Source organism: Paenarthrobacter sp. NPDC058040 (assembly GCF_042885775.1).
Taxonomy (GTDB): domain Bacteria; phylum Actinomycetota; class Actinomycetes; order Actinomycetales; family Micrococcaceae; genus Arthrobacter.
The window spans coordinates 293,732-320,437 of the sequence record NZ_JBHVRN010000003.1; the positions used below are offsets into that span (position 1 = coordinate 293,732).

22 protein-coding genes, 2 tRNA genes and 1 pseudogene are annotated in these 26,706 nt (G+C 64.5%); 6 read left to right on the top strand and 19 right to left on the bottom strand.

The genetic code is table 11. The annotated features are described in order from the left end of the window. From ACFVSJ_RS05980 to ACFVSJ_RS06020, 9 genes are all read right to left on the bottom strand, one after another. Positions 1–1,572, bottom strand: a complete 1,572-nt coding sequence (locus ACFVSJ_RS05980; RefSeq protein ID WP_387435137.1) for a Na+/H+ antiporter — start codon at positions 1,570–1,572, stop codon at positions 1–3. Positions 1,573–1,655: 83 nt separating this feature from the next. Then, entirely contained in the window at positions 1,656–2,312 is a 657-nt protein-coding gene (locus tag ACFVSJ_RS05985; protein WP_387435138.1) for an NAD(P)-binding oxidoreductase, read from the bottom strand. An 83-nt stretch (positions 2,313–2,395) separates the two neighbouring features. Beyond that, a tRNA-Met gene (locus ACFVSJ_RS05990) sits at positions 2,396–2,469 on the bottom strand. A gap of 59 nt (positions 2,470–2,528) precedes the next feature. Beyond that, positions 2,529–2,600: transfer RNA gene (locus ACFVSJ_RS05995), tRNA-Thr, on the bottom strand. Positions 2,601–2,717: 117 nt separating this feature from the next. Further along, entirely contained in the window at positions 2,718–3,176 is a 459-nt protein-coding gene (locus tag ACFVSJ_RS06000) for a LysM peptidoglycan-binding domain-containing protein (RefSeq protein WP_387435139.1), read from the bottom strand. Positions 3,177–3,274: 98 nt separating this feature from the next. Next, positions 3,275–5,347, bottom strand: a complete 2,073-nt coding sequence (locus ACFVSJ_RS06005) for a DEAD/DEAH box helicase (RefSeq protein WP_387435141.1) — start codon at positions 5,345–5,347, stop codon at positions 3,275–3,277. Positions 5,348–5,742: 395 nt separating this feature from the next. Then, positions 5,743–6,399 (bottom strand): MOSC domain-containing protein, encoded by a 657-nt coding sequence (locus ACFVSJ_RS06010; protein ID WP_387435142.1) that lies wholly within the window; start codon positions 6,397–6,399, stop codon positions 5,743–5,745. 121 nt (positions 6,400–6,520) lie between these two features. Further along, on the bottom strand, positions 6,521–7,195 hold the full coding sequence (locus ACFVSJ_RS06015; protein WP_387435143.1) for a response regulator: 675 nt from the start codon (positions 7,193–7,195) through the stop codon (positions 6,521–6,523). Then, positions 7,192–8,694, bottom strand: a complete 1,503-nt coding sequence (locus ACFVSJ_RS06020) for an ATP-binding protein (protein WP_387435144.1) — start codon at positions 8,692–8,694, stop codon at positions 7,192–7,194. The genes ACFVSJ_RS06015 and ACFVSJ_RS06020 overlap by 4 nt, the downstream gene beginning before the upstream one ends. 150 nt (positions 8,695–8,844) lie before the next feature. On the opposite strand from ACFVSJ_RS06020, the gene ACFVSJ_RS06025 reads away from it, so the two are divergent. The 4 genes from ACFVSJ_RS06025 to ACFVSJ_RS06040 are packed head-to-tail and all read left to right on the top strand — an operon-like array spanning position 8,845 to position 13,410. Further along, on the top strand, positions 8,845–9,510 hold the full coding sequence (locus ACFVSJ_RS06025; RefSeq protein WP_387435145.1) for a Tat pathway signal protein: 666 nt from the start codon (positions 8,845–8,847) through the stop codon (positions 9,508–9,510). A 2-nt stretch (positions 9,511–9,512) separates the two neighbouring features. Then, positions 9,513–10,721 (top strand): glutathionylspermidine synthase family protein, encoded by a 1,209-nt coding sequence (locus ACFVSJ_RS06030; RefSeq protein WP_387435147.1) that lies wholly within the window; start codon positions 9,513–9,515, stop codon positions 10,719–10,721. Then, complete coding sequence (locus tag ACFVSJ_RS06035) at positions 10,718–12,247, top strand: APC family permease (RefSeq protein ID WP_387435149.1); 1,530 nt, start codon at positions 10,718–10,720, stop codon at positions 12,245–12,247. Before ACFVSJ_RS06030 ends, ACFVSJ_RS06035 begins: the two co-directional genes overlap by 4 nt. After that, entirely contained in the window at positions 12,244–13,410 is a 1,167-nt protein-coding gene (locus ACFVSJ_RS06040; protein WP_387435151.1) for an acyl-CoA dehydrogenase family protein, read from the top strand. Before ACFVSJ_RS06035 ends, ACFVSJ_RS06040 begins: the two co-directional genes overlap by 4 nt. 72 nt (positions 13,411–13,482) lie before the next feature. Here the strand turns inward: ACFVSJ_RS06040 and ACFVSJ_RS06045 are convergent, their stop codons facing one another. The 6 genes from ACFVSJ_RS06045 to ACFVSJ_RS06070 all read right to left on the bottom strand — a co-directional run bounded on the left by ACFVSJ_RS06045 (position 13,483) and on the right by ACFVSJ_RS06070 (position 19,840). Further along, positions 13,483–14,808, bottom strand: a complete 1,326-nt coding sequence (locus ACFVSJ_RS06045; RefSeq protein WP_387435153.1) for an MFS transporter — start codon at positions 14,806–14,808, stop codon at positions 13,483–13,485. Further along, positions 14,805–15,317: a winged helix-turn-helix transcriptional regulator gene (locus ACFVSJ_RS06050; RefSeq protein WP_387435155.1), complete on the bottom strand. Its 513-nt coding sequence runs from the start codon at positions 15,315–15,317 to the stop codon at positions 14,805–14,807. The genes ACFVSJ_RS06045 and ACFVSJ_RS06050 overlap by 4 nt, the downstream gene beginning before the upstream one ends. Positions 15,318–15,467: 150 nt before the next feature. Further along, positions 15,468–16,772, bottom strand: a complete 1,305-nt coding sequence (locus ACFVSJ_RS06055) for a glycosyltransferase 87 family protein (protein WP_387435157.1) — start codon at positions 16,770–16,772, stop codon at positions 15,468–15,470. A gap of 4 nt (positions 16,773–16,776) precedes the next feature. Then, positions 16,777–17,946 (bottom strand): cystathionine gamma-synthase, encoded by a 1,170-nt coding sequence (locus ACFVSJ_RS06060; RefSeq protein ID WP_387435158.1) that lies wholly within the window; start codon positions 17,944–17,946, stop codon positions 16,777–16,779. Positions 17,947–17,995: 49 nt separating this feature from the next. After that, positions 17,996–19,381, bottom strand: a complete 1,386-nt coding sequence (locus ACFVSJ_RS06065) for a cystathionine beta-synthase (protein ID WP_387435159.1) — start codon at positions 19,379–19,381, stop codon at positions 17,996–17,998. Between the two features lie 60 nt (positions 19,382–19,441). Then, positions 19,442–19,840: a VOC family protein gene (locus tag ACFVSJ_RS06070; protein WP_387435160.1), complete on the bottom strand. Its 399-nt coding sequence runs from the start codon at positions 19,838–19,840 to the stop codon at positions 19,442–19,444. Between the two features lie 131 nt (positions 19,841–19,971). Here ACFVSJ_RS06070 and ACFVSJ_RS06075 point away from each other — a divergent pair, with 131 nt between their 5' ends. Next, positions 19,972–20,946, top strand: coding sequence for a DNA-3-methyladenine glycosylase family protein (locus ACFVSJ_RS06075; protein WP_387435162.1), 975 nt, complete (start codon positions 19,972–19,974; stop codon positions 20,944–20,946). A 68-nt stretch (positions 20,947–21,014) separates the two neighbouring features. Here ACFVSJ_RS06075 and ACFVSJ_RS06080 read toward each other — a convergent pair whose 3' ends face one another. Next, positions 21,015–21,935 carry an endonuclease domain-containing protein gene (locus ACFVSJ_RS06080; RefSeq protein ID WP_387435163.1) on the bottom strand — a complete coding sequence of 307 codons (921 nt, stop codon included), beginning with the start codon at positions 21,933–21,935 and terminating at the stop codon, positions 21,015–21,017. Between the two features lie 132 nt (positions 21,936–22,067). Next, positions 22,068–23,740, bottom strand: a pseudogene (locus ACFVSJ_RS06085) (AMP-binding protein). 83 nt (positions 23,741–23,823) lie between these two features. Between ACFVSJ_RS06085 and ACFVSJ_RS06090 the strand changes: the two are divergent. Beyond that, the gene (locus ACFVSJ_RS06090; protein WP_385665677.1) at positions 23,824–24,102 is read left to right on the top strand and encodes a putative quinol monooxygenase; all 279 of its coding nucleotides are present in this window, start codon (positions 23,824–23,826) and stop codon (positions 24,100–24,102) included. Between the two features lie 93 nt (positions 24,103–24,195). Here ACFVSJ_RS06090 and ACFVSJ_RS06095 read toward each other — a convergent pair whose 3' ends face one another. Continuing rightward, positions 24,196–24,576: a thioredoxin family protein gene (locus ACFVSJ_RS06095; protein WP_387435165.1), complete on the bottom strand. Its 381-nt coding sequence runs from the start codon at positions 24,574–24,576 to the stop codon at positions 24,196–24,198. Positions 24,577–24,738: 162 nt separating this feature from the next. After that, positions 24,739–26,481: a GDSL-type esterase/lipase family protein gene (locus ACFVSJ_RS06100; RefSeq protein WP_387435167.1), complete on the bottom strand. Its 1,743-nt coding sequence runs from the start codon at positions 26,479–26,481 to the stop codon at positions 24,739–24,741. Positions 26,482–26,706: the final 225 nt, after the last annotated feature.

Consider the following 26,706-nt stretch of genomic DNA (forward strand, 5'->3'; position numbering starts at 1 on the left):
CTACTCCGGCATGGACATGGTCCGGAGGTCCAGTTGCCTGAGCACGCGATCTGCAACCTCAGGATCCGTCCCCGGCTCATTGCGGGCCTGCACCACTTCCAGCCGCGCAGCGTCCAAAGCAATGGTCTGTACCGTAATGGCCAACTCCCTGCCACGCTCGCGCTTCTCCGCGGCGGATTCGTTCTTCAGGGTCCCGTCAAGCAGTTCCGCGTGCAGGCGGCGCATCTTGTCCTTGACCAAGGCCACCTTTTCCGGAGGCAGCTCCTTCATGAGGTCATGCTCCTTGAGCGCGGCCACTGCGGCCGTCTGCGCACGCTTGGCCAGCAAACGCGCCGCATCCTTCTCGTGTGTACCATCCTCTGTGGCCTTCAGGACACGCATGAGCCACGGAAGCGTCAGGCCCGGTACAACCAAGGTAGCCAGGAGCACGGCACAGGCGATGACCAGGATCTCATGGCGGGCAGGGAAATCGCTGCCGTCCGGCAACGTGAGCGGCAGCGCCAACGCCAGAGCCAAGGTGGCAAGCCCGCGCATGCCGCACCATGTCAGGATCAGGACTTCCTTGGGCGTGGTTGGCTGCAGAAGGTCCTTGCGCCGGTTTCCCGTGAGCGCGAGCAACCCAAGCCAGAGATACCGCACCACGAACACCAGCACGCAGATCACGACAGCCACGCCGATCATGCCAAAGATGGCCGTCCCTTCGTCCCTGATGACATGGCGGATCTCCAGCCCCACCAAGCCGAAGGCAAGACCGGTGGCAAGGAGTTCCACAACGTCCCAGAAAGCATTCCGGGTTACCCGCTCGGCGGCGTCCTGCGGCCGGGCGTGGCGCTGCAGTTCCAGCGCAGTCACGACGACGGCCACCACACCTGAGGCGTGCAGCTCTTCGGCGAGGATGTAGGCGGCGAAAGGCACCACCAAGGTGACTGCGCTGCGGGCCACCATGGAAGCCACGAGTTTGGTGATGACCTTGGTCAGCCAACCCATGGCTATGCCAATCAGCACAGCCAGGGCGGCACCAATGACAAACTGGACGATCACCCCCGGGCCCACTTCACTGCCCGCCAGCGTGGCCGCGACTGCTGCCTGGAAGATCACGATTGCGGCGGCATCGTTGAACAGGCCTTCGCTTTGAAGGGTAGTGATCAAGCGCCGCGGCATGTGGACACGTCCTGCCACCGACTCCACAGCTACAGGGTCCGGCGGGGCCACCATGGCGCCGAGGGCGATCGCTGCCGGGATGCCGATGCTCGGGATCATGAGCCAGGCCGCGCCGGCCACGGCTGCCGTGGACACCACAACCAAAGCCACTGCCATCAGCAGCAACGTCCGCCACCGCACCCGGAACACCGCCCACGAGCTCTTCTGGGCCGTTGCAAACAGCAAGGGCGGCAGGAAGATGGGCAGGATCAACTCCGGGGAGATCTCAAATTCGGGAAAGCCCGGGATAAAAGTCAGCGCGACGGCCAGGAGCAGCATCAGCACCGGGTAGGGCAGCCGGAGCCTGTCCCCCAAACCAACTGCCACGACCGTTGCAAGCAGCAATCCGACAATGAGCGCCAATTGATCCATAGTCCCGCTTCCCCATATGTTGTGTGGCCCTTTCGCGCAGCAGTCCGCAAAAGTTCCCTACAAACATATCCCGGGGCCCGGACTCATTCCCCAGTCAGGGCGTCCACCACGTCCACGGTGCCGTCCTTGAACCTGATGGTGCGCCCGATTGTCTGCGGAAGCTCCAGGACCGCGGCGGCCACGAGTGCCACATTGGCCCGTGAGGTCTGCGTACCGTTGCCGGGATCGGCTGGATCCACCTCGATCAAGCCCGTGGGCGCGTCCCCGGTCAAAGAACCGGGACCTAGGATGGTCCAGTCCAGGCCGGTGTTCCGCAGGTACTCGTCGGCAGCGGCCTTGGCCTCCGCGTAGGCGTAGAAACCATGGTCTTCGGGAACCCCGTGGTTTTTTGAGGCGCCGAAGTAGGAGACCATGACGTACCGGGCGGTGCCGGCCTCCGAAGCGGCGTCCATGGAGCGGATGGCGGCATCCCGGTCAACTGCGTAGGTCCGTGCCGGATCGCCTCCCCCGGCACCCGCCGACCAGACCACAGCGTCGTGGCCTTTGAGCGCCTGGGCGAGTTCCGCCGTCGTCGAATGTTCCACGTCCAGTACCTCGGCGACAGCCCCGGCTTCCGTGACATCTGCCACATGATCGGGATTCCTCACGAACGACGTGACATCGTGACCTTCGCCACTAAGAATCCGGGACAAGTGCAGGGCCACCTTGCCGTGGCCGCCAATGATTGCAATTCGGCTCATGCACCCATTCTGTCCCACATCGGCCGGACACGTCCCGGCAACAAAAAAGACCCCGCAGACAGAATCTGCGGGGTCTTGCCTTGTAGCGGTGGGGAGGCTCGATCTCCCGACCTCACGATTATGAGTCGTGCGCTCTAACCAACTGAGCTACACCGCCACGGATGAGAAAAGCCTGCGTCAGCCGGTCAAACCGCCTTGACGCAGGCCCTCATCCAGAGCCCCCCACCGGAATCGATCCGGTGACCTCGTTCTTACCAAGAACGCGCTCTACCACTGAGCTAGGGGGGCAACGAGTAAATACTCTACCGGACGTTTTCCGAAGCTACAAATCGGCGCAACGGCGGGGAAAAACGGGCCCGACACAATTTGCGAACGGGCCAATTTCCTGTTCCACATCGAAGCAACTCAGGGCAGCCGCAGGACCTGTCCGGGGTAGATCGCATCGGGGTTTGGCACCTTGTCTGCGTTGGTTGCGATCAGGGCTCCGAGGTCCACGTTGAACTGGGCTGCGATGCCGGCCATGGTGTCCCCCGGCTCAACCACAACCTCCGTGACCCTCGGGGCCACCCGGCCGGCCTGTCCAGCCGCCGCTGCGGCCTCCACAGCTGCGTCCTGGGCCGCCTGCCGTACTTCCGGGTCCGCAGGCCCCAGCCCGACGTCGTGCGCCTCCTGGGCGGCCGCGGAGGTGGCCGCCTGCTGTTGAACGGCTGCCTGGGCTGCCGCGGCTTCAGCGGCCGCTGTGCCCGAAGCGGAAACCCCGACGGCGGCAGCGTCTTCCGCTGCCTGACGAGCCGCCGGCTCCCCGGCAGCGTGAGTCTTCTGTCCCCTGCCGAAGTTCTTCTTCACGTTGTCCAGGAATCCCATGGCTCGATGGTACGGCGGGCGCCTGTGGCAGGGAACCCGTTAAACGGCCGAGGGGCCGGCTCGAAAGCCGACCCCTCGGTCAGGATGCTGCTGGGTGTTTACCACTTGCCCTTGCGGTTGAAGTCGCGGTGGCCGCCCTCGCCGCCACCACGGGGCTTGCGGGCGCCGTCGCCGTGACCGCCGAAGCGCGATCCACTGGACTGGCCACGGTCACGGTCGCCGTAGCTGCCGGACGTACGGTCGCTGTACGAGCGGCCTCCGCGGTCTGCCGAGGAACGCTCGCCGTCGTTGCGACGGAATTCCTTCTTGAAGCCACCGTTGCCCTTGAAGTTGCCACCACCGCGGCCACCGGAGTAACCGCCGCGATCGCCGTCACGGTTGGGCTTGCGGCCGGAGTCCAGCTCGAGGTGGATCAGCTCGCCGCCGATGCGCGTACGGGAGAGCGCCCGCAGCTGCTCAGGGCTGAGGTCCGCCGGAAGCTCCACCAGGGAGTGGTCCGAACGGATGTCGATGCCACCGATCTGGGACGAGGAGATGCCGCCCTCGTTGGCAATGGCGCCAACGATTGAGCCCGGCATGACGCGCTGGCGGCGTCCGACGGCGATCCTGTACGTGGCGTTGCCTTCGGTCAGCGGGCGGGTCGGGCCACGGGAGCCGAAGCCGTCCTTGGACCGTTCGCGCTTCTGGAACTCGGGGGCAGCCGGAAGATCCTTGACCAGGAGCGGCTGGCCGCCCTGCGCCATGACGGCCAGCGCCGCGGCGATCTCCGCAGCCGGGACCTTGTGCTCTTCCTCGTAGGAAGCGATCAGGTCGCGGAACATCGAAACGTCCTCGGACTCGAGGGTTTCGGTGATGCGCTCCGCGAACTTGCCAAGACGCAGCGAGTTGACCGTTTCAGCCGTGGGCAGGTGCATCTGCTCCACGGACTGGCGGGTGGCCTTCTCGATGGCGCGCAGCAAGTACTTCTCGCGCGGGGTCATGAAGAGGATCGCGTCACCGCTGCGGCCTGCTCGGCCGGTACGGCCAATACGGTGGACGTAGGACTCGGTGTCGTGGGGAATGTCGTAGTTCACTACGTGGCTGATGCGCTCCACGTCGAGGCCACGGGCGGCGACGTCAGTGGCCACCAGGATATCGATGCGGCCTTCACGCAGGGCGTCAACGGTGCGCTCACGCTGCTGCTGCGGAATGTCGCCATTGATGGCGGCAGCCTGGAAGCCGCGGGCCTTCAACTTGTCGGCGAGGTCCTCGGTAGCCATCTTGGTGCGCACGAAGGCGATAACGCCGTCGAACTCTTCCACCTCGAGGATGCGGGTCATCGCGTCCAGCTTGTGCGGGCCCATGACCTGTACGTAGCGCTGGCGGATGTTGGAACCCGTGGAGGTTTTGGACTTGACCGAGATCTCTGCGGGATCGTTCAGGTACTGCTTGGACATGCGGCGGATCTGGCCGGGCATGGTCGCGGAGAACAGGGCCACCTGGCGGGTCTCCGGTGTCTCCTGGAAGATCTGCTCCACGTCATCGGCAAAGCCCATGCGCAGCATCTCGTCGGCTTCGTCCAGCACCAGGTACTGGAGTTCGGACAGGTCCAGGGATCCCTTGGAGATGTGGTCGATCACACGGCCCGGGGTACCAACAACAACCTGCGCGCCACGGCGAAGGCCGGCAAGCTGCGGGCCGTAGGCCGAACCACCGTAGACCGGCAGGACGGTGAAGTCGTCCATGTGCTTGGCGTAGGAGGTGAAGGCTTCCGCGACCTGGAGTGCGAGTTCACGCGTCGGCGCCAGGACCAGGGCCTGGGTCTTGCGGGAAGGACCGTTGAGGTCGTGAAGTTCGGCAAGGCGGGACAAGGCAGGTACAGCGAACGCTGCGGTCTTGCCGGTACCGGTCTGGGCCAGGCCTACGACGTCGCGGCCCTCGAGGAGCAGCGGGATGGTAGCGGCCTGGATGGGCGACGGCTTCTCGTATCCAACATCCTGCAGGGCTGCGAGGACGCGGCCGTCAAGGCCGAGATCGGAGAAGCGGACGCCTTCCTCTTCTTCTGCCTCAGGGGCGGGTGCGGCGGTTTCGACGGCGGCGGGGGCGGCTGCCGGGGCTTCGGTTGTGGTCTCTGCTGCTTCGGCAGGCTCAGCGTTCGTAGCGTCGAGGTTCTCGTTGAGAGTTTCTGACATCTGGGGGAAATTCCTCATCCATAGGGCGTCGGCGCGGCCCGGTTGGGCTTGGCCGCAGTACACGCGAAAGCCCGGCAAGGGTGCCCTGCTTTCGCAGAAGTCCGGCGCTATCGCAATCCCATGGCAGGACTTCGCGCTGCATCTCTTGGCTGCTATCCCAGCAGTCTGTACAGCGTTTTCTTTAGCCGGCGCTCCCTATGAAAATGCCCGCACACAGTTTGCGGGCCCCAACACTTACCAGTCCTGCCTCAAAAATTGGGCAGGATAAAGGGAATTCCGGAGTGGGGGATACATCCAGTGTAGGGCACGACGCGGGTCCACCGCGACTTGTACTGCACCGGCAGCCATGAGAGCTTGCGCACACTCCTCTCCGGCGCCGTGCTGAAGGCCGCCGATCAGAGGCCGTTGCGGCGCAAGACCTTCTCAAACTCGGAGTGGTACTCGTCCTGCAAGCGGATCTCCCCGTCAGCTTCGGCGTCCAGCAAGGTCTGCACCATCTCCGGGGTCGGTTCCCTGAACCACTGGCCCACCGTGATGCCGTGCTTCGGAACGAACAGGCGGTGGACGTGATCGCCGGCCGAGATGCTCCCCGTCTTGATCACGCGCAGGTAGGTCCCCACCCGACCTTCAGCGGTGAAGCGCTTCACCCACTGCGACTCCCCCAGCACCCGCTGGAACGTAGCGCACGGGACGCGCGGCGAGGTCACTTCGACCTCCAGGTCCAGGCCGATCCTCCACCGCTCCCCGATGACCGCTCCGGTGGCATCGATGCCCGCAACGCGGAGGTTCTCGCCAAAGACTCCCGGCGGCAGCTCGCGCCCCAGTTCAGCGGCCCAGAAGTCCGCGTCATCCTGCGAGTATGCGTAGAGGGCCTGGTCCTCTCCGCCGTGGTCCTTGCGGCTGGCCTGGACATCCCCGTGGACACCCAGCTTGTGGACCTTGACCGGCCCTTCCACTGCGCGTTTGTCGATCGCGGTGACGCCCACACTGCCTTCCGGATCCGGCAGCAGTTGGTGGACTCGGCAAACGGCAAGGAGTGACGCTGTGATCATGGGGACCAGTCTACGGAACCCCACCCCCGGACGCTCTCTCACCAAACCACCCCTTCCGGCCATCCCTCTCTCGCCACCCCCCTTTCCCCGGCCATGCGTCGGACCGGGGAATCCCGAAAGGCTACGGATCGAACCGGTAGCCCATCCCTGCCTCGGTGTGCAGGTGCCGTGGCACCGCGGGGTCCCTTTCCAGCTTCCGCCGGAGCTGCGCAATGTAGACACGCAAGTACTGGGTCTCCTTCGCGTAGGCCTGCCCCCACACCTGTGTCAGGAGCTGCTGCTGGCTCACCAACTTGCCCTTGTTCCGGACCAGCAGCTCCAGAATGTTCCACTCGGTAGGCGTGAGGCGGACCTCGGCGCCGTCCTTAATGATCTTTTTCCCGGCGAGGTCCACCATGAAATCGGCTGTCGCGAGCATCGGTTCCTCAGGCAAAGTGACGAGCCTGCGCGAGGCGACCCGCAGCCGCGCGAGCAGCTCATCGAGACCGAACGGCTTGGTCACATAGTCGTCCGCACCGGCGTCGAGCGCTTCCACTTTGTCTTCCGAAGCGTGCCGGGCCGAGAGCACGATGATGGGCATGCTGCTCCAGCCGCGGACGCGGCGAATGATCTCCACTCCATCCATGTCCGGCAAACCGAGGTCCAGGACCACAATGTCCACGTTCTCCTTGGCGACGGCAGCAAGGGCATCTGCCCCTGTCCCCACCGAAAACGCCTGGTACCCGTGGGCTTGCAGGGTGATCTGCATGGCCCGGGCAATCTGGGCTTCATCCTCGACGATCAGGACCCGCGTCATTCCATGCCTTCCTGGTGGCCGGTCCACAGCGGAAGGGTGACCACCATGGTCAGGCCGCCACCCGGCGTCGGCTCCGCCCGCAGTGTGCCGCCCATTGCCTCGGTGAAGCCCTTGGCCACCGCCAAACCCAGCCCGACGCCGGGGCCGCCACCGGCAGAATCCCCAAGGCGTTGGAATGGCTGGAACATCTCCAGCACCTCAGCCTGGCCCACTCCCCTGCCATGGTCCACGATGCGCAGTTCGCTGGCCGGAGTATCCCCCACCGTGATGCCCGCTCCGGTGCGCGCCGTCAGGACAACGTCGGAACCGGCAGCGTACTTCACCGCGTTCTCGGCAATGTTCGCAACCACGCGTTCCAGCATCCCCGCGTCGGCCTGCACCGGCGGGAGGTTTGGCTGCAGTTCGTTGCGCAGCCTGTCCGCCGGGACGCCGCGGAGAGCGTCAGGCAGCACTTCCGCCCACGCAATTCCGGTGAGCAGCGGGTTGACGGCGTCAGCGGTTATGCGGGACATGTCCAGCAAGTTATCCACCAGGTGGTCCAGGCGGTCTGCGTAGCTTTCAATCGTTTCCAGCAGTTCGCGCTCCACCTCCGGAGGGAAATGCACATCCTCCTGACGCAGGCTGCTGACGGCCAGCTTGATACCCGCAAGCGGCGTCCTCAGGTCGTGGGAGACCGCGCGCAGGATGGAGGTCCGCATCTTGTTGCCCTCGGCAAGCCGGAGATTGTCCCTGCGGCTTTTCACCAGTTGCTGGCGCTCCCGCACCGCCACCACGAACGCGCCGAAAGCGGCCAGCAGCCGCTGGTGCTGCAACGTCAGCGGACCTCCGCGCAACAACAGCGTGTAGTGGGGATCGACGACGGCGGCATGGTCGGCGGCGGCATGGGTTACCGGCGGATTGGGGCCGGCACTCGCGAGGACCCGCCACGTGGCGGGAACTCCGGCCGCGGCTGGAGTGACGGCGCCCAGCAGCGTGACGGCCTCCATTCCCAGGTTGCCGCGTACCTTCTCGAGGAAGGATTCAAGGCTGCCGTCCGAGCTGAGGATCCGGAGGGCCAATGCGCTGAGGGCCGTGGCCTCCGCACCGGAGCGGGCTGCTTCCTGGGCCCGGCGGGTGGCCAACCCAACGGCGAGCGCGACGCCACACGCCACGGCAAGGAAAACGACCACGGTGAACAACGTGGTTGGATCGGCGATGGAAAGGGAGCCAACAGGGTCCGCCGAGAAGTAATTAAGGAGAAAGCTGCCCAGCACGGCCGCCACCACTGCGGGCCAGAGTCCCCCGATGGCGGCGACAGCCACCGCAACCGCCAGCTGCAACAGCATGATCATGGAGAAGTTGCGGAAGTTCAGGACCGTCACCAGGAGTTCGACGGCGGGAGGCAGCAAAAGGGCCAGGACCAGGCCGCTGAGCACCCGGCGTCGTCCGATGCCCCGCACCGGCGGGAGCCGCAGCAGCAAACCCTCGGCGTCGTCACTGTGGGTGTCGGCTGCTGGCATGGCTACATCCTTGCACGTTCGGCAGACGGGTAGTTCTACCCACCGGGCAATGTCATCAGTGCCCGCGACCACCGCAAGGACTAGGCTTGCTTTCAGAATTCCGCTCCGGCGCGCGCCGGACACTCCTACGGTCTATCCAGGGGGATACACATGGACCCGAAAGAAGGCCCTGAAGGCGCCGGCACCAATGCCGATGGACAGGGCGCCAACGGTGGGCCCGGCGCGGGCAACAACGCCCCCAAGCCACCTCCGTGGCAAGTGCCGAAACCCGAACTCCACCCGGAACTGAGCAACCCTCTCCCCGAAGGGGCTCCGGCCGGAGCGAAGCCCGACAGCGGAAAAGCCCAGCGACCAGGCGGGCCGCTGCCGGTAGTGGACCCGTTCGAAAAGGAGCGCGAACGCAAAGAACGCGACGCGGCGGCGCGTAAGAAGCGGTCGCAGCGCCGCACCGTCGTCGTGGGCCTGGGCGTCACGGCCCTGCTGGCAGGAACCATTACGGCGATCGTGGCCAGCAACGAGGCTGAGGCCGATTACGCACAGGTGTGCTTCAACGAGGAAACCGGCGAGCGCGTCGATGACGATCAATGCAACAACAGCAGCTCGGCCGGCAGGAGTTCGGGCGTGTACGCCTGGTATTTCTACTCCCGCGGCGCGAGTGTGCCTGCCATTGGCCAGAACCGCAGTTCGTACCCCAGCGCAACCAAGACTGTGCCCCAAGGAGCAAAGACCTCCACGGGTTACAGCACCAAGGGCGGCACCGTGAGCCGGGGCGGCTTCGGCAGCAGCTCGAAAAGCGGCGGAAGCTCGGGAGGCTAGGCGTGCGGCGATTCTCCTCCGTGCCACGTCCGGACTGGAAGAAGAAGATCGAAGAACAGGGCCTGGTTTTTTCCACCACCACCATGCCCGATGGCCGGAAAATCGAATACTGGAACGAATCGGCCTACTACGAGTTCACCATGGACGAGGTGGAGACGCTCGAGAAGACCGCCGAGGACATGCATCTCATGTGCTTGGAGGCCGCGAAGTACCTGGCGACCGGTGCAATGGGAGACATCGGCATCGGCAGGCAGGCCCTGGACCTCGCGGCCGAGTCGCTGCAGGCCGGAGACATGGACATTTACGGCCGCTTCGACTTCATCTATGACGGCCAGGGCGGACCGGCGAAGATGCTGGAGTACAACGCGGACACTCCCACCGGCCTGATCGAGGCGGCCGTAGCCCAGTGGTTCTGGCTCCAGGACGTGTTCCCCGAAAAGGACCAGTGGAACGGCATCCATGAAGCCCTGATCAGGCAGTGGAAAAAGCTGCAGTTCCGCACGGGCATGAGCACCCTTCATGTGGCGCATTCCGAGGCCGAGGAGTCCGGCGAGGACTGGATGACCGCGGCCTACATGCGGGACGTTGCCAGCCAGGGTGGCTGGACCACCATCGGCATCAACATGTCGGACATCGGCTGGGACCCCAACCTGAACCGGTTCGTGGACCTGGACAACTTCATGATCAGTACCATGTTCAAGCTGTACCCGTGGGAACTGATGATGAAGGAGCCCTTCGGCCACCGCCTTCTGCAGAGGGCCCACAATCCTCGGTGGGTTGAGCCCGCGTGGAAGATGCTGCTCTCCAACAAGGCCCTCTTGGCGGCGCTCTGGCACCTCTACCCCGGCCACGAGAATCTGCTCCCTGCGTATCTGGGCGATCCCGGCCCGCTCAAGGAATGGGTGGCCAAGCCGCTTCACGGACGCGAAGGTGACAACATCCGCATCCACGCTCCCGGCATCGATATCACCCAGCCCGGCGGCTACGGGCGCGAAGGCTGGTGCTACCAGCAGTACCACTCCCTCCCCGACTTCGACGGAAACCACCCGGTCCTTGGCCTGTGGGTAGTTGACGGCGAATCCGTGGGCTGCGGGATCCGCGAATCGGACGGGCCCATCACGGACTACTTCTGCCGCTTCGTACCCAACACCATCGACGCCCCCGCACCCCAGAGCGCACCCTCAACTTCCCTCTTTGGAGCCGCATTATGAGCACTGAAACCTCGACGCCGGGAGGCGCCCCCGGCGGTGACCGCACCGCCGTCGTTCCTTCCAAGGGCCTGCGGGCCGGAATCCTGGACCTCGGCGACTCCGTCATGCTGGGATTGGCGTCAACGGCGCCCGTCTATTCGCTCGCGGCGACCCTCGGACTCATTGTTGCGGTGAATGGCAACTACACACCGTTGATCCTGGTGCTGGGCTTCATTCCTGTGCTGTTCATTGCCTATGCCTTCCGCGAACTGAACAGCGCCATGCCGGATTGCGGCACCACGTTTATCTGGGCGCGCAGGGCGTTTGGTCCTTGGGCGGGATGGCTGGGCGGCTGGGGTGTGGCCCTCGCCGGCATCGTGGTCCTGGCCAACTTGGCGCAGATTGCCGGGAAGTATCTGTGGCTCCTGATCGGCGATGGTTCCTTGGCCGAAAACACGTGGATCGTCACGGCCACTGGTGTGCTGTTCATCGCGTTCATGACTTTCGTGAACCACCGCGGCATCCGCTTGGGTGAGCACGTCCAACGGACCCTGACTTACGTCCAGTACATCTCCCTGGGCATCTTTGCCTTGGCGATCATTATCCGGATCGCAGGCGGAGCACCGGAGGGCCAGGCCTTCGACTTTGAGTGGTTCAACCCGGTTGGGGCCTTCAACGACCCCAGCGCTGTTGTGCACGGTGTGCTCCTGGCGTTGTTCATTTACTGGGGCTGGGATACCTGCCTGGCTCTTAACGAAGAAACCGAGAACCCCACCAAGACGCCCGGCCGTGGCGCGGTGATCTCGTCGTTCGTGTTGGTTGCCATCTACGTTTCCATGGCTTTGCTGGTGATGATGTACGCGACCATCGGCACGGACGGGATCGGGCTGGGCAACTCCGCCAACCAGGACGATGTGTTCCTGGCGATGAAGGACGTGGTGCTGGGTCCGTGGGGTTGGCTGATCGTGGTGGCAGTGCTGGCGTCCGTGCTTTCGTCCACGCAGACCACCATTCTTCCCACCGCCCGCGGAACGCTCTCCATGGGAGTCCACGGGGCCCTGCCCGCCCGCTTCGGCAAGGTCCACGAACGCTTCCAGACACCGGGATTTTCCACCCAGTTCATGGGCATCGCAGCCGTGGTGTACTACGTCGCAATGAGCTTCCTCAGCGAGGACCTGTTGGCCGACTCCATCAGCGCCATCAGCCTGTTCATCGCGTTCTATTACGCCCTGACCGGTTTCGCTTGCGTGTGGTTCTTCCGTTCCACGCTCCGTGAATCAGCCCGCAACCTGTGGTTCCGTGGCATCCTGCCGTTCCTCGGAGCAGTGGCTTTGACCGTGGCATTCTTCGTCTCGGCGGTTCAGATGTGGGATCCCGCCTATGGCGATACACAGATCTTCGGCATCGGCGGTGCGTTTGTGAGCGGTGTACTCCTCCTGCTCCTCGGCGTGGTGCTGGCCGTCGTGTGCCGCTTCGCTCCGGCCACGCGCGACTACTTCACCGGCAAGCACGCTGACATGGGAAATTGTGCGGGGCGAATAGCATGAGCCCTTCCGCTTCAGACGTCCTTGACCTGGATTCCCTCCTGACCGACGACGAGCTCCTGCTACGCGAGAAGGTACGGGATTACACCGTCCAGCGCATCAAGCCGAACATCGCGCGCTGGTATGAAGCGGCTGAGTTTCCCCGCGAAATCGTTCCCGAGCTCGGAGAGCTTGGCGTTCTGGGCATGCACCTGGAGGGCTACGGCTGTCCGGGACGGACCGCCGTCGAATACGGCCTGGCCTCCATGGAACTGGAGGCCGGCGACTCCGGCATCCGCACGTTCGTCTCGGTCCAGGGTTCGCTCGCCATGACGGCCATCCACAAGTGGGGCTCGGAAGAACAGAAAGAGCAGTGGCTGCCGCGGATGGCAGCGGGTGAGCTCATTGGTTGCTTCGCCCTGACCGAGCCGACGGCGGGTTCGGACCCTTCGGCCATGACCACTTCCGCACGCCAAACGGCGGACGGCTGGGTGCTGGATGGCGCCAAGCGCTGGATCGGGCTGGCATCGATCGCCGACGTCATGGTGGTGTGGGCCCGGACCGACGACGGCATCCGCGGTTTCCTGGTTCCGGCCGGGACGCGTGGCGTCACCGCCACACCGATCGAGCCGAAGCTCTCCATGCGCGCATCCATCCAGTGCGATGTCAGGTTCGACGCCGTCAAGCTGGCTCCGGATGCCGTCCTCCCGGGTGCCACAGGACTTCGGGGACCGTTCTCTTGCCTCAACGAAGCCCGTTACGGAATCGCCTGGGGAGCGATGGGCGCCGCCCGGGATTCCTACGAGGCTGCCCTTGCCTACGCCGGCACGCGGCTGCAGTTCGGTCGACCCCTCGCGGGTTACCAGCTCACGCAGGAGAAGCTGGTGAACATGGTCCTGGAAATCCAGAAGGGAACGATGCTCGCCCTCCATCTGGGCAGGCTAAAGGACGCGGGCCGCTTGGAACCGCAGCAGATCTCCATGGGAAAACTGAACAACGTCCGGGAAGCCCTGAAGATCGCCCGCGAAGCCCGCACCATCCTGGGCGGGAACGGGGTCACCATGGACTACTCACCGCTCAGGCATGCGAACAACCTGGAATCCGTCCGGACCTACGAAGGCACCGATGAGGTCCACACCCTGATCCTTGGCCAGCACATTACGGGCATTGGGGCGTTCCGCGGCTAGTGCAGCCGTTGCGAGGACCGCTCTACGCGTTTTCCGGGAGGCATGCAGCGCAGAGCAGGCCCCACAACGTGGTCAGGACACGGCCACCGGCTCCTTGCGGGCGGCGTCCTTCCGGATGGTCGCACTGATCACGGCAGCCACCGTGCACATCGCGGCTGCGCCCAACCAGGCGTAGTTGTAGTGCCCAGTAGCGTCGCGGATGTACCCGGCCAGGAGGGCAGCACCCGCGGCACCAAGCTGGTGGGCGGCGAATACCCAACCGAACACCACCGAGCCGTCGGCGCCGAACATCTGGCGGCAGATCGCGGCTGTTGGAGGCACGGTGGCCACCCAGTCCAGTCCATAGACCACAACGAAAATGATCATGCTCGGCTCAACCGTGGAGCCAAGCAGCAGCGGAAGCACCAGCAGGCCGATGCCACGGAACTGGTAATAGACAGCAAGAAGAACCCGGGGGTTGAAGCGGTCGGTCAACCAACCTGACGCGATGGTCCCCACGATGTCGAAGATTCCGACGACGGCCAGCAAACCCGCCGCCGTGGTTTCTGGCATGCCGTGATCGTGCGCCGACGGAATGAAGTGGGTCCCGATCAAGCCGTTGGTGGTGGCGCCGCAGATCGCGAAACCGGCCACCAAGGCCCAAAAGGTACGGACCTTGCTGGCACGCTTGAGGACCTGGAGCGCCCTGACGGCCGCGTTGGGTGACCCCTCCGGAACCGATGCCTGGTTCGTAACGGGGGTATCCGCCGTCGTGGTTTCTTCGGCCCCATAAGGCAGGACGCCGACGTCGGACGGCGAGTTCCGCAACCACAGCAGCACCAGCGGTACAACCGCCAGCGCGCCGGCAGCGATAAGGAGCGAGGCGCCGCGCCAACCGGGGTCCTGCGCCAACACGGCGATCAGGGGAAGGAAGACCAATTGGCCTGCCGCGCTGCCGGCGGTGAGGACACCGATCACCAGGCCGCGGCTCTTGGCGAACCAGGTGTTGGCAATGGTGGCGGCGAAGACCAAGGCCATGGAACCGGTGCCGAGGCCGATCAGCAGGCCCCACGTCAGCAGGATCTGCCAGGACTGGTTGACGAAGACCGTCAGTGCGGAGCCCAAGCCAATCAGGCACAGCGCTATGGCGGTGACTTTGCGGATGCCGAACCGTTCCATCAAGGCCGCAGCGAATGGTGCAGTCAGCCCGAACAGGACCAGGTTGATGCTCACCGCCAAGGAAAGGACCGTGGTGGACCAACCGAACTCCTGCTGCAGCGGCACCATGAGGACGCCGGGAGCTGCACGGAAGCCGGCTGCTCCGACCAGGGCAAGGAACGCTACGGCAGCGACGATCCAGGCCGGGTGCAGCCGCCGACGCTTGACGGTGGGGACCTCGGTGGTTTCGGGGGCAGTCATACGGGGATCTCCGTTCCGGATGCGGGGGCGACAGCCAGCGGAACGGGTCCGTCACTGCGTTTGAGGCTGTGCCAGCTCGTGTTTGCGGCCGTCAGTCGGGCGCCGCAATGGGTGCAGGTATCGGCGGAAGAGGTCGGCTTACCGCAATCCGTGTGGATCACGCGCATGTGGGAGACCTCGTTGGGGGCATCCAGGTGTTTCTCGGCCCAGATGATGATGGCGTTCAGTACCGGCAGTGCGTCCTCCCCCTTGGGCGTGAGGACATACTCCTGCCGGGTCCGGTTGCCATCGCTGTAAGGCCGCTGGGCCAGGAGTCCGGACTCCACCAGCCAGCCGAGCCGTTTGCTCAGCACGTTGTCCGCCACTTCCAGGCGCTTCTTGATGGCGTCGTAGCGTCCGTTGCCGAAGAAGACCTCGCGGAGGACGAGGCTCCCCCAAGGGTCGCCGAGGACATCGAGGCCACGGGCAAGGCTGCACGTGCGGGCAGACCAGTCAGATCGCAGAGGCATACCCTGAAACGTAGCTGACTTTTCTAAAGAAAGCTAGGCTGGCGGGCCGCTGGCACCGACTTTGGCTGGTTCAGGAGCCAGAAACAACCAAGTGTGGTTGAATTCAGCGGTTTGCCTGGGCAAAGGAGGTGGTGACGGTACGCCCGCAGACTAAGTCCGGCGGGCCGCAGCCGGCAACTGGTTCCGCAAACCCGCCCGCGAGGGGTGGTAAGCGAACGCCCAATAAACCAGCATCGCGATCCCGCAGACCACACCGAGGCTGGACACCATGAGCTGCCACTGCGTCTGCGGGTCCTTGCCCCATTCAGCAGCCCCCGCCCACACGGCGAGATTCTTGGGAGTCATGTAGAAGGCGACGGTGGAGAAGGCCACGATGATCCAACCCGCGGTCCTCATCCGGCCGTTGCGGGACGGCACGCGGTGCATCGCGAAGGCCATGCTGGGCAAGGCGACGGCAACCCACACCCAGTGGTGGGACCAGGAGACCGGGCTGACAAGGAGCATCAACAAAGCGGTGGCGGATACGGCCACAAAGTTCTCCTCGACGTCCACTGCCCACTTGATGATCAGCGCGGCCAGGGCAGCCAAGCCCAGGGACAGGACCAGCCAGACCAAGCTCGTGGTGGACGAATCCGGCATGCCGAAATGGATCAGGAAACCCTTGAGGGACAAGTTGTCCACGTACCCCGGCCCGCCGATCCGTCCGGTGTCCGGCAGGATCTGGGTCCAGAACGCCAAAGACGCCTGGGGCAGGATTGCCCAGGCAAGGGCGATCGAACCAAAGAACCCGGCGGCCATCCACCCCAAGGCCTTGAAGTCCCTGCGCACCAGGAAGTAGAGGCCGAAGGCCAAGGGGGTAAGCTTCACACCCGCTGCCATGCCGATCAGCAAGCCGGCCGGCCAGCGGATCAATCCTGCGCGGGCTTTCCCGTGCAGGGCGAAATCGGCCAGGATCACGCCCATCAACACAATGTTGATCTGGCCGAAGACGAACGTATCGCGCCACGGGCCCAGAAGCAGGATGGCCCCGGTTCCCAACAAAGCGGTGGTCCGGAACCGGTAGTCGGCCAGCGCCGTACGCCAGGACGTCAGGCCGAAGAAGTAGTGCCGGGCCAGCCAGGCAGCTACCACGGCGGCCCCAAACAGTGCGGCGAGGATGAAGACCAGGCTGCCGCCGAAAAAGCCCAACGCGGCAAGCCCTGTAAACAGGAGCGCGGCAAAGGGCGGGTACGTAAACGGCAGGCCATCCCGGACGGAGTACAAGTCGCCCCCTTCGAGGACCCGTCCACCGCCGTAGTAGTAGACCTCGAAGTCGTTGAGCGCCGGCTCATAGTCCGTGTACAGGAACCAGATAGCCACAGCCAGGGTGAGCGCGGCCGCAACGGTAAGGGCCCAGCCGCGCCTGACCGTCGAGGCCGGAAGCGGTTGGGAAACTGCAGGTGAAGAAGACGCCACGATGTCAGCCGTTGCTGATCTTTGCGAAGGCTTGTTCAAGGTCGGCAATCAGGTCCTCGGACTCCTCGATGCCGCAGGACAAGCGCAGGAGGTTCACAGGGACAGCCAGTTCGGTTCCCTTGACGGAGGCGTGCGTCATCTCGGACGGGTAGTTCATGAGGGACTCGATCCCGCCCAGGGACTCCGCGAGGGTGAACACGGTGGTCGCTTCGGCCACCGCGCGTGCAGCCGCCTCGCCGCCCTTGAACTGGACGGACACCATGCCGCCGAACTTCTTCATCTGCTTGGCCGCGAGCTCGTGGCCCGGGTGGTCGGGAAGACCCGGGTACAGCACGGCTTCCACCTCGGGACGCGTCAACAGCCATTCCGCCACCGCCTGGCCGTTCTCGCTGTGCCGGTCCATCCGCACGCCCAGTGTCTTCAGGCCACGGGTGGTCAGGAACGCATCCATGGGCCCGGACACAGCGCCGACGGCGAACTGGATGAAGCCGATCTTTTCGGCCAGCTCCGCATCCTTCACCACAATGGCGCCGCCCACCACGTCGGAGTGACCGCCGATGTATTTGGTGGTGGAGTGGACCACGACGTCGGCACCCAGGTCGAGCGGGGTCTGCAAGTAGGGAGACGCGAAGGTGTTGTCGACCACCAGGAGGGCACCGGCGTCGTGCGCTACCTCGGCGAGGGCCGCGATGTCGGTGATCTTCATCATCGGGTTGGACGGCGTTTCCACCCACACAATGCGGGTTTTGTTCGCGGCCACGGCGCGTGCAACGGCGTCGAGGTCGGACATGTCCACGGGGGTGTTGCCGATGCCCCAGTCGCCCAGGACGCGGTTAATGAGCCGGTAGGTGCCGCCGTAGGCGTCGTTGCCCAGGACGATGTGGTCACCCGGGCGGGCAATGGCCCGGATCAGCGAATCTTCGGCTGCGAGGCCGGAACCAAACGAAAACGCCGCGGTTCCACCTTCGAGGGCCGCGAGCTGCTCCTGCAGGGCATCCCTGGTGGGGTTGCCGCCACGGCCGTACTCGTAGCCTGAGCGGAGGCCGCCGATACCGTCCTGGGCGTAGGTGGAACTGAAGTGCAGCGGCGGGACCACAGCACCGGTACGGGGTTCGAAGTCCTGGCCGGCGTGGACGGCGCGCGTGTTGAACCCCGCGTTGTTGTTGGCAGGCATGTTGGCTCCTCTTTCAGTGCTGGTGGCTCTGGTCGGCGGAAAGCGTGAATTAGTTGCTCAGGTACGCGAGCAGGTCGTGGCGGGTCAGGATGCCCACAGGCGCTCCGACGAATGTGACCATGACGGTGTCGACGTCGGAGAGCAGCTCGCGCGCCGCGGAAATGGTTTCCAGCGAGCCGATGACGGGCAGGCGCTCCCCCATGTGTTCGGCGATCTTGTCCGTGAGCTTCGCCTCGCCGCGGAAGAGCTTGCTGGTCAGGCTGCGCTCATCGACGGCGCCCACAACCTCGCCCATCACCACGGGAGGTTCCTGCGACAGGACCGGGATGTGGGAGACGCCGAACTCGTTCATGATGTTGATGACGTCGCGGACGCTCTCGTTGGGGTGGATGTGGACCAGGTCCGGCATTTCCCCGGTCTTCGATTTCAGGACTTCCCCAACCGAGGCTTCTTCGCCGCCGGACAGGAAGCCGTACGAACGCATCCACTGGTCGTTGAAAATCTTGGCCAAGTATCCACGGCCCGAGTCCGGCAGGATCACCACCACCACGGCGGATTCGTCCAGGTCCTTGGCAGCCTGCAGCGCCGCCACAACCGCCATGCCGGAGGAGCCGCCCACCAGCAGCCCTTCCTCACGGGCCAGGCGTCGGGTCATGGCAAAGGAATCCGCGTCGGAGACGGCGATGACCTCGTCCGGGACGGACCGGTCATAGTTGTCAGGCCACATGTCCTCGCCGACACCCTCAACGAAGTAGGGTCGTCCGGTTCCGCCCGAGTAGACCGAACCCGCCGGGTCAGCGCCGATGACCTTGACCCGGCCGCCGTCGGACTCTGGCCGGTCAGCCGAAACCTGCTTCAGGAACCGTCCGGTGCCGGTGATGGTGCCGCCAGTACCGGCACCGATGACGACGTGCGTGACACGGCCGTCGGTGTCGCGCCAGATCTCCGGGCCGGTGGACTCGAAGTGGCTGCCCGGGGCAGCGGGATTGGAGAACTGGTCCGGTTTGAAGGCACCCGGGATCTCCCGGACCAGGCGGTCGGACACGCCGTAGTAGCTTTGCGGGCTGTCAGGGGCGACGGACGTGGGCGTCACCACGACCTCGGCCCCATAAGCCTGCAGGACCGCCCGTTTGTCCTCGCCAACCTTGTCCGGCACCACGAAGACGCACTTGTAGCCCTTTTGCTGGGCGACCAGCGCCAGGCCCACTCCGGTGTTGCCGGACGTCGGTTCAACAATGGTTCCACCGGGCTTGAGCCGGCCGTCCTTTTCCGCCTCCTCGATCATCTTCACGGCGATCCGGTCCTTGATGGATCCGCCGGGGTTGACGTATTCGAGCTTCACCAGGACTGTGGCTTTGATCCCGTCCGTGATGTGGTTGAGCTTGATGAGCGGCGTATTGCCGATGAGGTCCAACACGGACTGGGCGTACTTCATAGGTACAAAGTTACCGCCTGCCCCGCGCACGTCCCGCACCGGTCGCGGGCCTCATGCCGCTCAGGACGGGCTTCCCGCGGACTGGTCTGTCTGCCAGAGTCCCAGGATGTTGCCCTCCGTGTCTTTGAAGTAGGCGTACCACCCCATGGTTGGAACAGCGTCCTTGCCCTGCACCACCGATCCTCCTGCCTGTTCCACCTGGCCAAGCGCGGCGTCAATATCGTCAACATCGATGGTGAGGATGGGGGTTTTCAGGTTGTCTGTTCGAGGGAACAAAGCGCCGTTAATGGCCCCCGGTTCCTTCGGCGCTCCCGTTTGCTCGTCCGAGTCCGTGGTGAGGGCGATCGTGTAATCCATGCCCTGCATGGGGCTGAGATTCCAGCCGAAGGTGCTCTGGTAGAAGGTGTTGGCCCGTTCCTTGTCATCGGTGGGGATCTCGAAGTGCACTATTGCGGCCATGGTTGGCGCTCCTTTGGTGAGGGTTCGGGCGCGGCCCACCCACGCCACAACAGGGAGTCTAGACCCGTCCCGGGGCGACGGTAAGGCCCGGCGTTGACGTTATTGTCAGCCGGGCGTGGGACCATGAAAACATGACCATTGCAGAAGCTCCGGCGCTTGTTGCCGCCGCGGCGGACGCATCGCTCAGGTGGCATCCGGGAACCTCGTACCGCCTCGATCAAACCCTGTTTCCGCTCCAGCGCGGCAACGGCGATCCCTCGTTCGCGGCCCACCCCAGCGGGTTCTGGCTCGCCTTTTCCACGGGATCCGGCCCGGTCACCCTGCGGCTGTCAGCCGGAGGACTGGGAGTTGATGCCTTCGTGGACGCCCAGGCCTGGGGACCGGGAGCGGAGGACGCCATCGCCGGTGTCCCCCGCCTGTTGGGCGCCGTCGATGACTGGTCGGCCTTCGACGAACCCACCTTCCATGCCACCCTCCCCCGCCTGGTGACTGAAGCACGACGCCGGAACCTGGCTTTGCGGCTCCCCTCCACCGGGCGTGTGGTCGACTCCCTGGTGCCCACCATTTTGGAGCAAAAGGTCACCACCTTGGAGGCACGCCGTGGGTACCGGTACTTGATGTACCGCTACGGAACCAAGGCTCCGGGCAAGGCGGCTCCGCAGGGCCTCCTTGTCCCGCCCACCGCGCGGCAGTGGCTGGCCGTCCCGTCGTGGGAGTGGCACAAAGCGGGAGTCGGCCCACAGCGTTCGGCAACCGTGATGCGCGCGCTGCAGTCCGCCGTCGCGCTTGAACGGCTGGGTGCGTTGAGCGCGGCGGAGGCCGGAGCCAAGCTGCAGACCATCCCCGGCATCGGCATCTGGACGGCCGCAGAAGTGGTGCAACGGACGCACGGCTGCCCCGATTCGATTTCCGTGGGCGACTACCACTTGGCCGCCTACGTGGGCTACGCACTCACAGGCCGCAAGACCGACGACGCCGGGATGCTTGAGTTGCTCAAACCCTGGCAGGGCCAACGGCAGCGCCTGGTCCGGATGCTCTACCTGAGTGGCTTCCGCAAGCCCACCTTCGGTCCGAGGATGACGGTCCAGGACCACCGCTCCCACTAAAGCAACCCGGGGTCACTTACGGCCCATGTTTAGCCCCGCAATGGGCCGTAAGTGACCCCGCGTTGCCCCTAGGGGGACCGTAATTTGGCTTTCTTGATTCTGGAGATGACCCCGGCGAAATCCTCTGCGAGGTCATCCGCGTTCACCTTGAAATAGGACCAGCCAGCACTCAAGAAAGCCTCGTCCCGCCTGATGTCCCTGGATTGCTGCTCCCGCGTGCGGTGATGGGCGCCATCATATTGGATGGCGATTCTGAAGCGTCGATAACCGAGATCGGCAGCCGGAGAACGGTCATCGTGTTGATTCACCCGTACCTGGAGTTCCGGTTCGGGTAAACCGGCGTCCCGCATGGCGAGCCTGAGAAATGTCTCGGGATATGAATCGGCCCCCACCCGCATCTCATCCAACGCAAGCCTCGCCTTCTCCACTCCCTGAAGGTTTGGATGCTGGCGAATCAGTAAACGCAATCCGGACACATAGGCGTATGGCTCCACGCGCAGCTCCAGCGAGGGACGCGGCTGTCGGATCAACTGGTCTCCCATAGCAATCAAATAGTTGAGAGGAAGTTCCTTCGCCAGGTCCAGCCATGTCCGGGGACGCCCGGACACCGGTATGCCTTGGAACTCCATGACCTCCCCAGGGAATACACGCACTCGGTGTCCGGTCACGCCGGCCCGGCGGACCCTGGGCAAAGTGTGTGGCTTGCTGAGATGGATGGAACGTTCGTCATCCATCCACGGTGGTAGCCCCAGTCCGGTCAGCAAAGCGGCAGTTGCGTGCGAAATCCAGGCGCCCGGCGTCGCAGCCGTGACAACTCGTGCCCGCTCCAGCAAGTCGAGTTCACTCCCGTTTGGCACATGGATCAGGCGACCGCCGTCGGCAAGATCCTTTGCCCTGAGCCTCTTGGCGGGAACGCCGAGTTTCCTCGACTCGTAAGTGGTGAAGGCCCTGTACCGGAGTCCATCGGGCAGCGGATTGATTCGGACCATGCTTTCCAGTGTGTCTGCAGGAGAGGGGCCAGACCGCGTTATCCACAGGGCCAGGTGCGAGCAAGGCAACGCGGGGTCACTCAGGGCCCATAAAGGCCCTAAACATGGGCCGTAAGTGACCCCGCGTTGCTTTTAGAGGTGGAGGCGGGTCACCGCTTCCTGGCGCATGTCGATCTTCCGGACCTTCCCCGAGACCGTCATGGGGAAACTCTCCCGGATGTCCACGTACTTGGGGATCTTGTAGTGGGCCAGCTTTCCCCGGCAATACTCCGCCAGGTCCTCCGCGGTAAGCACAGACGCGCCTGGTTTCAGGATGATGCAGGCCATGAGCTCTTCGCCGTACTTGGCGTCCGGAACCCCGATCACCTGGACATCCTGGATGGAGGGATGCAGGTAGAGGAACTCCTCGATCTCGCGTGGGTAGATGTTTTCCCCGCCGCGGATCACCATGTCCTTGATCCGGCCTTCGATCACGAGGTACCCATCCTCATCCATGCGCGCGAGGTCGCCGGTGTGCATCCAGCCGTCGCCGTCGATCGCCTCGGCTGTCTTGTCCGGCTGCCCCCAGTAGCCGTCCATCACCGCGTAGCCGCGCGTGCAGAGTTCCCCGATCATTCCACGCTCCACCACTTCGCCGGACAGGGGGTCGATGATCCGGCTCTCCAAATGCGGCATGGTCCGGCCCACCGTGGTGGTCCGCTGTTCCAGTGTGTCGCCGGCACGGGTCATGGTGGATACGGGCGAGGTCTCGGTCATGCCATAGCAAATGGCCACATCCACCATGTGCATTTCAGAGATCACCCGGCGCATCACCTCGATGGGACACAGAGAGCCCGCCATGACTCCGGTCCTGAGCGTCGAAAGATCGTAGGAGTCGAAATCAGCGAGCGCGAGCTCTGCGATGAACATGGTGGGCACTCCGTACAACGACGTCCCGCCGAAGTCCTGCACAGCTTCGAGCGCGGCCGACGGATTGAAGCCCCTTCCCGGAATGATGGTGGCCGCCCCGAAACTGAAGGCGTTGAGATTCCCGATCACCATGCCGAAGCAGTGGTAGAACGGCACGGGAATCACCACGCGGTCGTGTTCGGTGTACCCGAGGAGCCTCCCTATGGAGTGCCCGTTATTGAGGATGTTGTGGTGGGTCAGCGTGGCGCCTTTGGGGAACCCCGTGGTTCCGGAGGTGTACTGGAGGTTGATGGGATCGTGCGGGTCCAGCTCTGCCATCCGCTCATGCAGTGCGGAAGGCCCGACGGCGTCAGCCCGGGTCAGCAGTTCGGCGTACGTTCGTGGCTGGTTTCCGGAATGCCGTAGCGCAGGCCAAGGAGCGGATCACCCGGGAGGAACACCACTTCCTTGAGCTCCGGGCATGAACGCGCGGCATCGCGGGCCATGCCGACGTAGTCGCTGTTCTTGTCTGTTGGAGCAGCTACCAGCATCCGCATGCCGTTCTGCTTCACTACGAATTCGAGCTCGTGGCTTCGGTAGGCCGGGTTCACGTTGACCAGAACAGCACCGACCTTGGCGGTGGCATATTGAAGGATGGTCCACTCGGCGCAGTTGGGACTCCAGATGCCAATCCGGTCGCCCTTCGCGACGTCCAAGGCGAGGAGCGCGCGGGCAAGGCGATCGACGTCGTCGTTCAGCTTTTGGTAACTCCAGCGGCGGGCTTCCCCACCCGGCGACGCTGCCGCCTCGATCAAGGCATCCCGCAACGGGAACTGCGCCGCTACCCGTTCAAAGTTGGCGCCAATGGTCTCTTCGAGCAGCGGGACGTCAGTGTCTCCGGCGGTGTAGGACAACATGACGGAACGCTACCAAGCCGGCCGTCGCAACAGAACCGTAAACAGCTCAAAGGTGACCGTGTCCTCCCGGTAGTGTTGAAGCCATGAGTGCACCCATCGACCTGCAGGCAACGTTCATCCCCAACGACGGCGAATTTTTCCGCGTGAAGCTCGCCCTTGAGATCGCGATCGATGAGGTGGTCAACGAGCCCGGCTGCATCCGTTACGAACTGACCGAAGCCACCGAGGAGAAGCTCGTCCTGACCGAGCGTTGGGAGTCCGAGGAACTGCTGGAGAAGCATTCCAAGGGCATCGCCGTCCAGGACCTGAACGAATCCCTGAGCGCCTTGCTGGCCGAGCCGGTCCAGCTGGAACGCCTCTGATACACCCTTTCGCCGCAAACGCATCGAGGTCGCCGGATTTTTCCGGCGACCTCGATGCGTTTCCGGCGGTTTCACGAACCGCCGCAAGAAGTATTAGTTTTCCTCGGCCTGCGCGGCACGCTGCTTGGCGACGTGGGCGTGGACCTCGTCCATGTCCAGGCCCTTGACTGCCTCGATGACCTGCTCCAGCTGCGGGCCGTTGAGGGCACCAGGCTGCGAGAAGACAAGGACTTTCTCGCGGAAGGCCATGAGGGTGGGGATGGAGGTAATTCCGGCCTCGGCGGCGAGCTGCTGCTCAGCCTCGGTGTCCACCTTGGCGAAGAAGACGTCGGAGTGGTTGTCCGACGACGCCTGGTAAACGGGGGCAAACTGGCGGCACGGGCCGCACCATGCAGCCCAAAAATCCACCAGGACAATGTCGTTGCCCTCAATGGTCTGTGCGAACTGTTCTCCAGTGATGTCAACTGTAGCCATGATTCCACCGTACGCGACCATGGTCTGGAAGTCCCGTGCGGGGGTCTTGTGTTCGCTGCACGCGTCACCGGGAATAACCACACCGCATACTCCGTTGCGAGGCCCGCTGTGCGCGCCATCTGCGCGTCAAAGGACGCAAAGCGGGCCCCGCAACGGGGATGTTTACCTGCCCAGGACGTACCGCAGGGCCGAGGCATAGAGCGGCGCCACCTTGTTGTGGCCAATCTGGTTCATGTGGATGTTGTCGAGGTAGTTTCCGTCGGCCCCGGCGATGGTGGCGGTGCCGGCCATGGAGATGTGCGGCCAGCCCCGGAGGGCAGCCTCGCGCATCAACATGCCATCCACCCACCGGCGTTGGAAATGGCTGGAATCGTAGCGCGACAGCACGCCGTTGATCACGATGGTGCTGCGCGGGTACTTCCGCCGAAGCTCATCCCACAGCTTGTTGGCCTGGGACAGGATCGCCGCGTCCGTGGCCATGATCCGGGCATCATTGCCGCCCAGGTTCACCACAATCACGCCGGGGTTTCCCTGGGGAAGGAGGATCCGGTCTGAGAGCACGGCGTCCGTCGCTGAACCGACCGGGCTCCCGGAGACGTAGCCCATCCCGCCGATGCTGCGGACCACCTGCCGGGGGAAGCCTGCCGCGCGGGCACCCTGTTCGCCCCACGAATCCAGGTCCAGTTGCGAATCGCCCAGGAACACCGCAGTGGAAGCATCCACTGCCTCGGCCGAGTACAGCTCCTGGGTGGCCTGGTTCCAGATGGTCTCCAGCTTCTGGAACGCGACGTGGTCTCCCCTGGAATCGGTCCAGGTGTCACGCACGGGCCAGCCGAAGTCACCCGGGTTCGCGGACCACACCTTGTAGGTGGAGTGTCCCACGATCCGGGTTCCCGTGGCGGGACCCCAGACCAGCCAACCGTTGGCGAACTGTTGGACCAGTCCCCCGGCCCGCGGCAGCTTGTCCGTCAACGGAAGCCCCAACCGACCCGCACCGCCGCCAAGAGCCACGTAGCGGTTGTGGATGTCTCCATGGGTGGTGGAGTGTGCCCCCGTTGCCGCGGACCAATACACCGTGCCGCCTTGGAACTGCTGGTACACAAAGTTCGCCTGGCGGTTTTCCTCGCCCACGGGATACCCGAGTGCTCCATTCTGTCCGCCGGTGGATGACCAGTAGGCCCGGACCGCACCGGTCAACACCCGGGCGCCAGTGGCAGGTGACCACACAATGGTTCCCCGCTGGTACTGCTGGGCTGATCCGCCATTCCTGAGTCCGGTGGCCTCATCCGTGGTGGGGTAGCCCAGCTCACCGCTTTCCAGCCCGGTCTGGCGCCAACGCTCACGGATGGCCCCCATGGACGGATGCGCCCCGCTGGCCGCCGACCACACGATGAAGCCGCGTTCGAAGGCCTGGTACGCACCGCCGTCGGGCAGTCCCGTGCGCTCTCCAATCACCGGGTAGCCGAGATAGCCGCTTTCTGATCCGGCCCGGGTCCACGCCAGGTGGATGGAACCGGTGGTGCGCTGGGTGCCCGTCACGGGCGAAGAGCTGATGGCGCCGCGTTCGAACATTTGCTTGGAGCCGCCATTGCGCAGGCCAGTAGCAGTGTCGGCCACCGGGTAGCCGTGGTAGCCGGCAGGTCCGCCCGCGTCCCACCATGCCGAACGCACCGGCCCGTTGACTACCACCCGGGCGCCGGTCCTGGCCGACCAGGCGACGTCCCCGCCTGCGAACCTCTGGACGCAGCCCGTGCTGATGCACTCCTCGGCAGCCACCGGCCGGAGCAGAACTCCGCGGGCCCAGGTACTGGTGTTGTACAACTGGCCGATGGCACCTGCCACAGCCGGCGTCGATGTGTCCGTGGCCGATGCCGGAACAGCTGCTCCGAACAGGCTCCCTGCCAATAAAAGAATGCTTGCGCAGACCGAAAGCCTGCGTCGGGCATGGCCAACTTTTGACCCTGTGGAACCCATACTGCTACCCCATAAAAACTTGGGCGAAACGCCCGGCTGCTGCCTCCCCACCGGACACAGTCAGGCAAGTATGTTCGACGGCGGCCATCACCAAAACTGCGACGCGGCCATTGGTGCAACATCGTTATTTTTCGCAGCCTCTTGCGGTGCATTGAA

Coding starts and splice junctions, on each gene's coding strand:
- ACFVSJ_RS06060 (WP_387435158.1), bottom strand. CDS start 17,946: ATGCCTGCCAACAACAACGCGGGGTTCAACACGCGCGCCGTCCACGCC.
- ACFVSJ_RS05985 (WP_387435138.1), bottom strand. CDS start 2,312: ATGAGCCGAATTGCAATCATTGGCGGCCACGGCAAGGTGGCCCTGCAC.
- ACFVSJ_RS06040 (WP_387435151.1), top strand. CDS start 12,244: ATGAGCCCTTCCGCTTCAGACGTCCTTGACCTGGATTCCCTCCTGACC.
- ACFVSJ_RS06070 (WP_387435160.1), bottom strand. CDS start 19,840: ATGGCCGCAATAGTGCACTTCGAGATCCCCACCGATGACAAGGAACGG.
- ACFVSJ_RS06065 (WP_387435159.1), bottom strand. CDS start 19,381: ATGAAGTACGCCCAGTCCGTGTTGGACCTCATCGGCAATACGCCGCTC.
- ACFVSJ_RS06015 (WP_387435143.1), bottom strand. CDS start 7,195: ATGACGCGGGTCCTGATCGTCGAGGATGAAGCCCAGATTGCCCGGGCC.
- ACFVSJ_RS06045 (WP_387435153.1), bottom strand. CDS start 14,808: ATGACTGCCCCCGAAACCACCGAGGTCCCCACCGTCAAGCGTCGGCGG.
- ACFVSJ_RS06005 (WP_387435141.1), bottom strand. CDS start 5,347: ATGTCAGAAACTCTCAACGAGAACCTCGACGCTACGAACGCTGAGCCT.
- ACFVSJ_RS06080 (WP_387435163.1), bottom strand. CDS start 21,935: ATGGTCCGAATCAATCCGCTGCCCGATGGACTCCGGTACAGGGCCTTC.
- ACFVSJ_RS06095 (WP_387435165.1), bottom strand. CDS start 24,576: ATGGCTACAGTTGACATCACTGGAGAACAGTTCGCACAGACCATTGAG.
- ACFVSJ_RS05980 (WP_387435137.1), bottom strand. CDS start 1,572: ATGGATCAATTGGCGCTCATTGTCGGATTGCTGCTTGCAACGGTCGTG.
- ACFVSJ_RS06025 (WP_387435145.1), top strand. CDS start 8,845: ATGGACCCGAAAGAAGGCCCTGAAGGCGCCGGCACCAATGCCGATGGA.
- ACFVSJ_RS06050 (WP_387435155.1), bottom strand. CDS start 15,317: ATGCCTCTGCGATCTGACTGGTCTGCCCGCACGTGCAGCCTTGCCCGT.
- ACFVSJ_RS06075 (WP_387435162.1), top strand. CDS start 19,972: ATGACCATTGCAGAAGCTCCGGCGCTTGTTGCCGCCGCGGCGGACGCA.
- ACFVSJ_RS06035 (WP_387435149.1), top strand. CDS start 10,718: ATGAGCACTGAAACCTCGACGCCGGGAGGCGCCCCCGGCGGTGACCGC.
- ACFVSJ_RS06090 (WP_385665677.1), top strand. CDS start 23,824: ATGAGTGCACCCATCGACCTGCAGGCAACGTTCATCCCCAACGACGGC.
- ACFVSJ_RS06010 (WP_387435142.1), bottom strand. CDS start 6,399: ATGATCACAGCGTCACTCCTTGCCGTTTGCCGAGTCCACCAACTGCTG.
- ACFVSJ_RS06000 (WP_387435139.1), bottom strand. CDS start 3,176: ATGGGATTCCTGGACAACGTGAAGAAGAACTTCGGCAGGGGACAGAAG.
- ACFVSJ_RS06020 (WP_387435144.1), bottom strand. CDS start 8,694: ATGCCAGCAGCCGACACCCACAGTGACGACGCCGAGGGTTTGCTGCTG.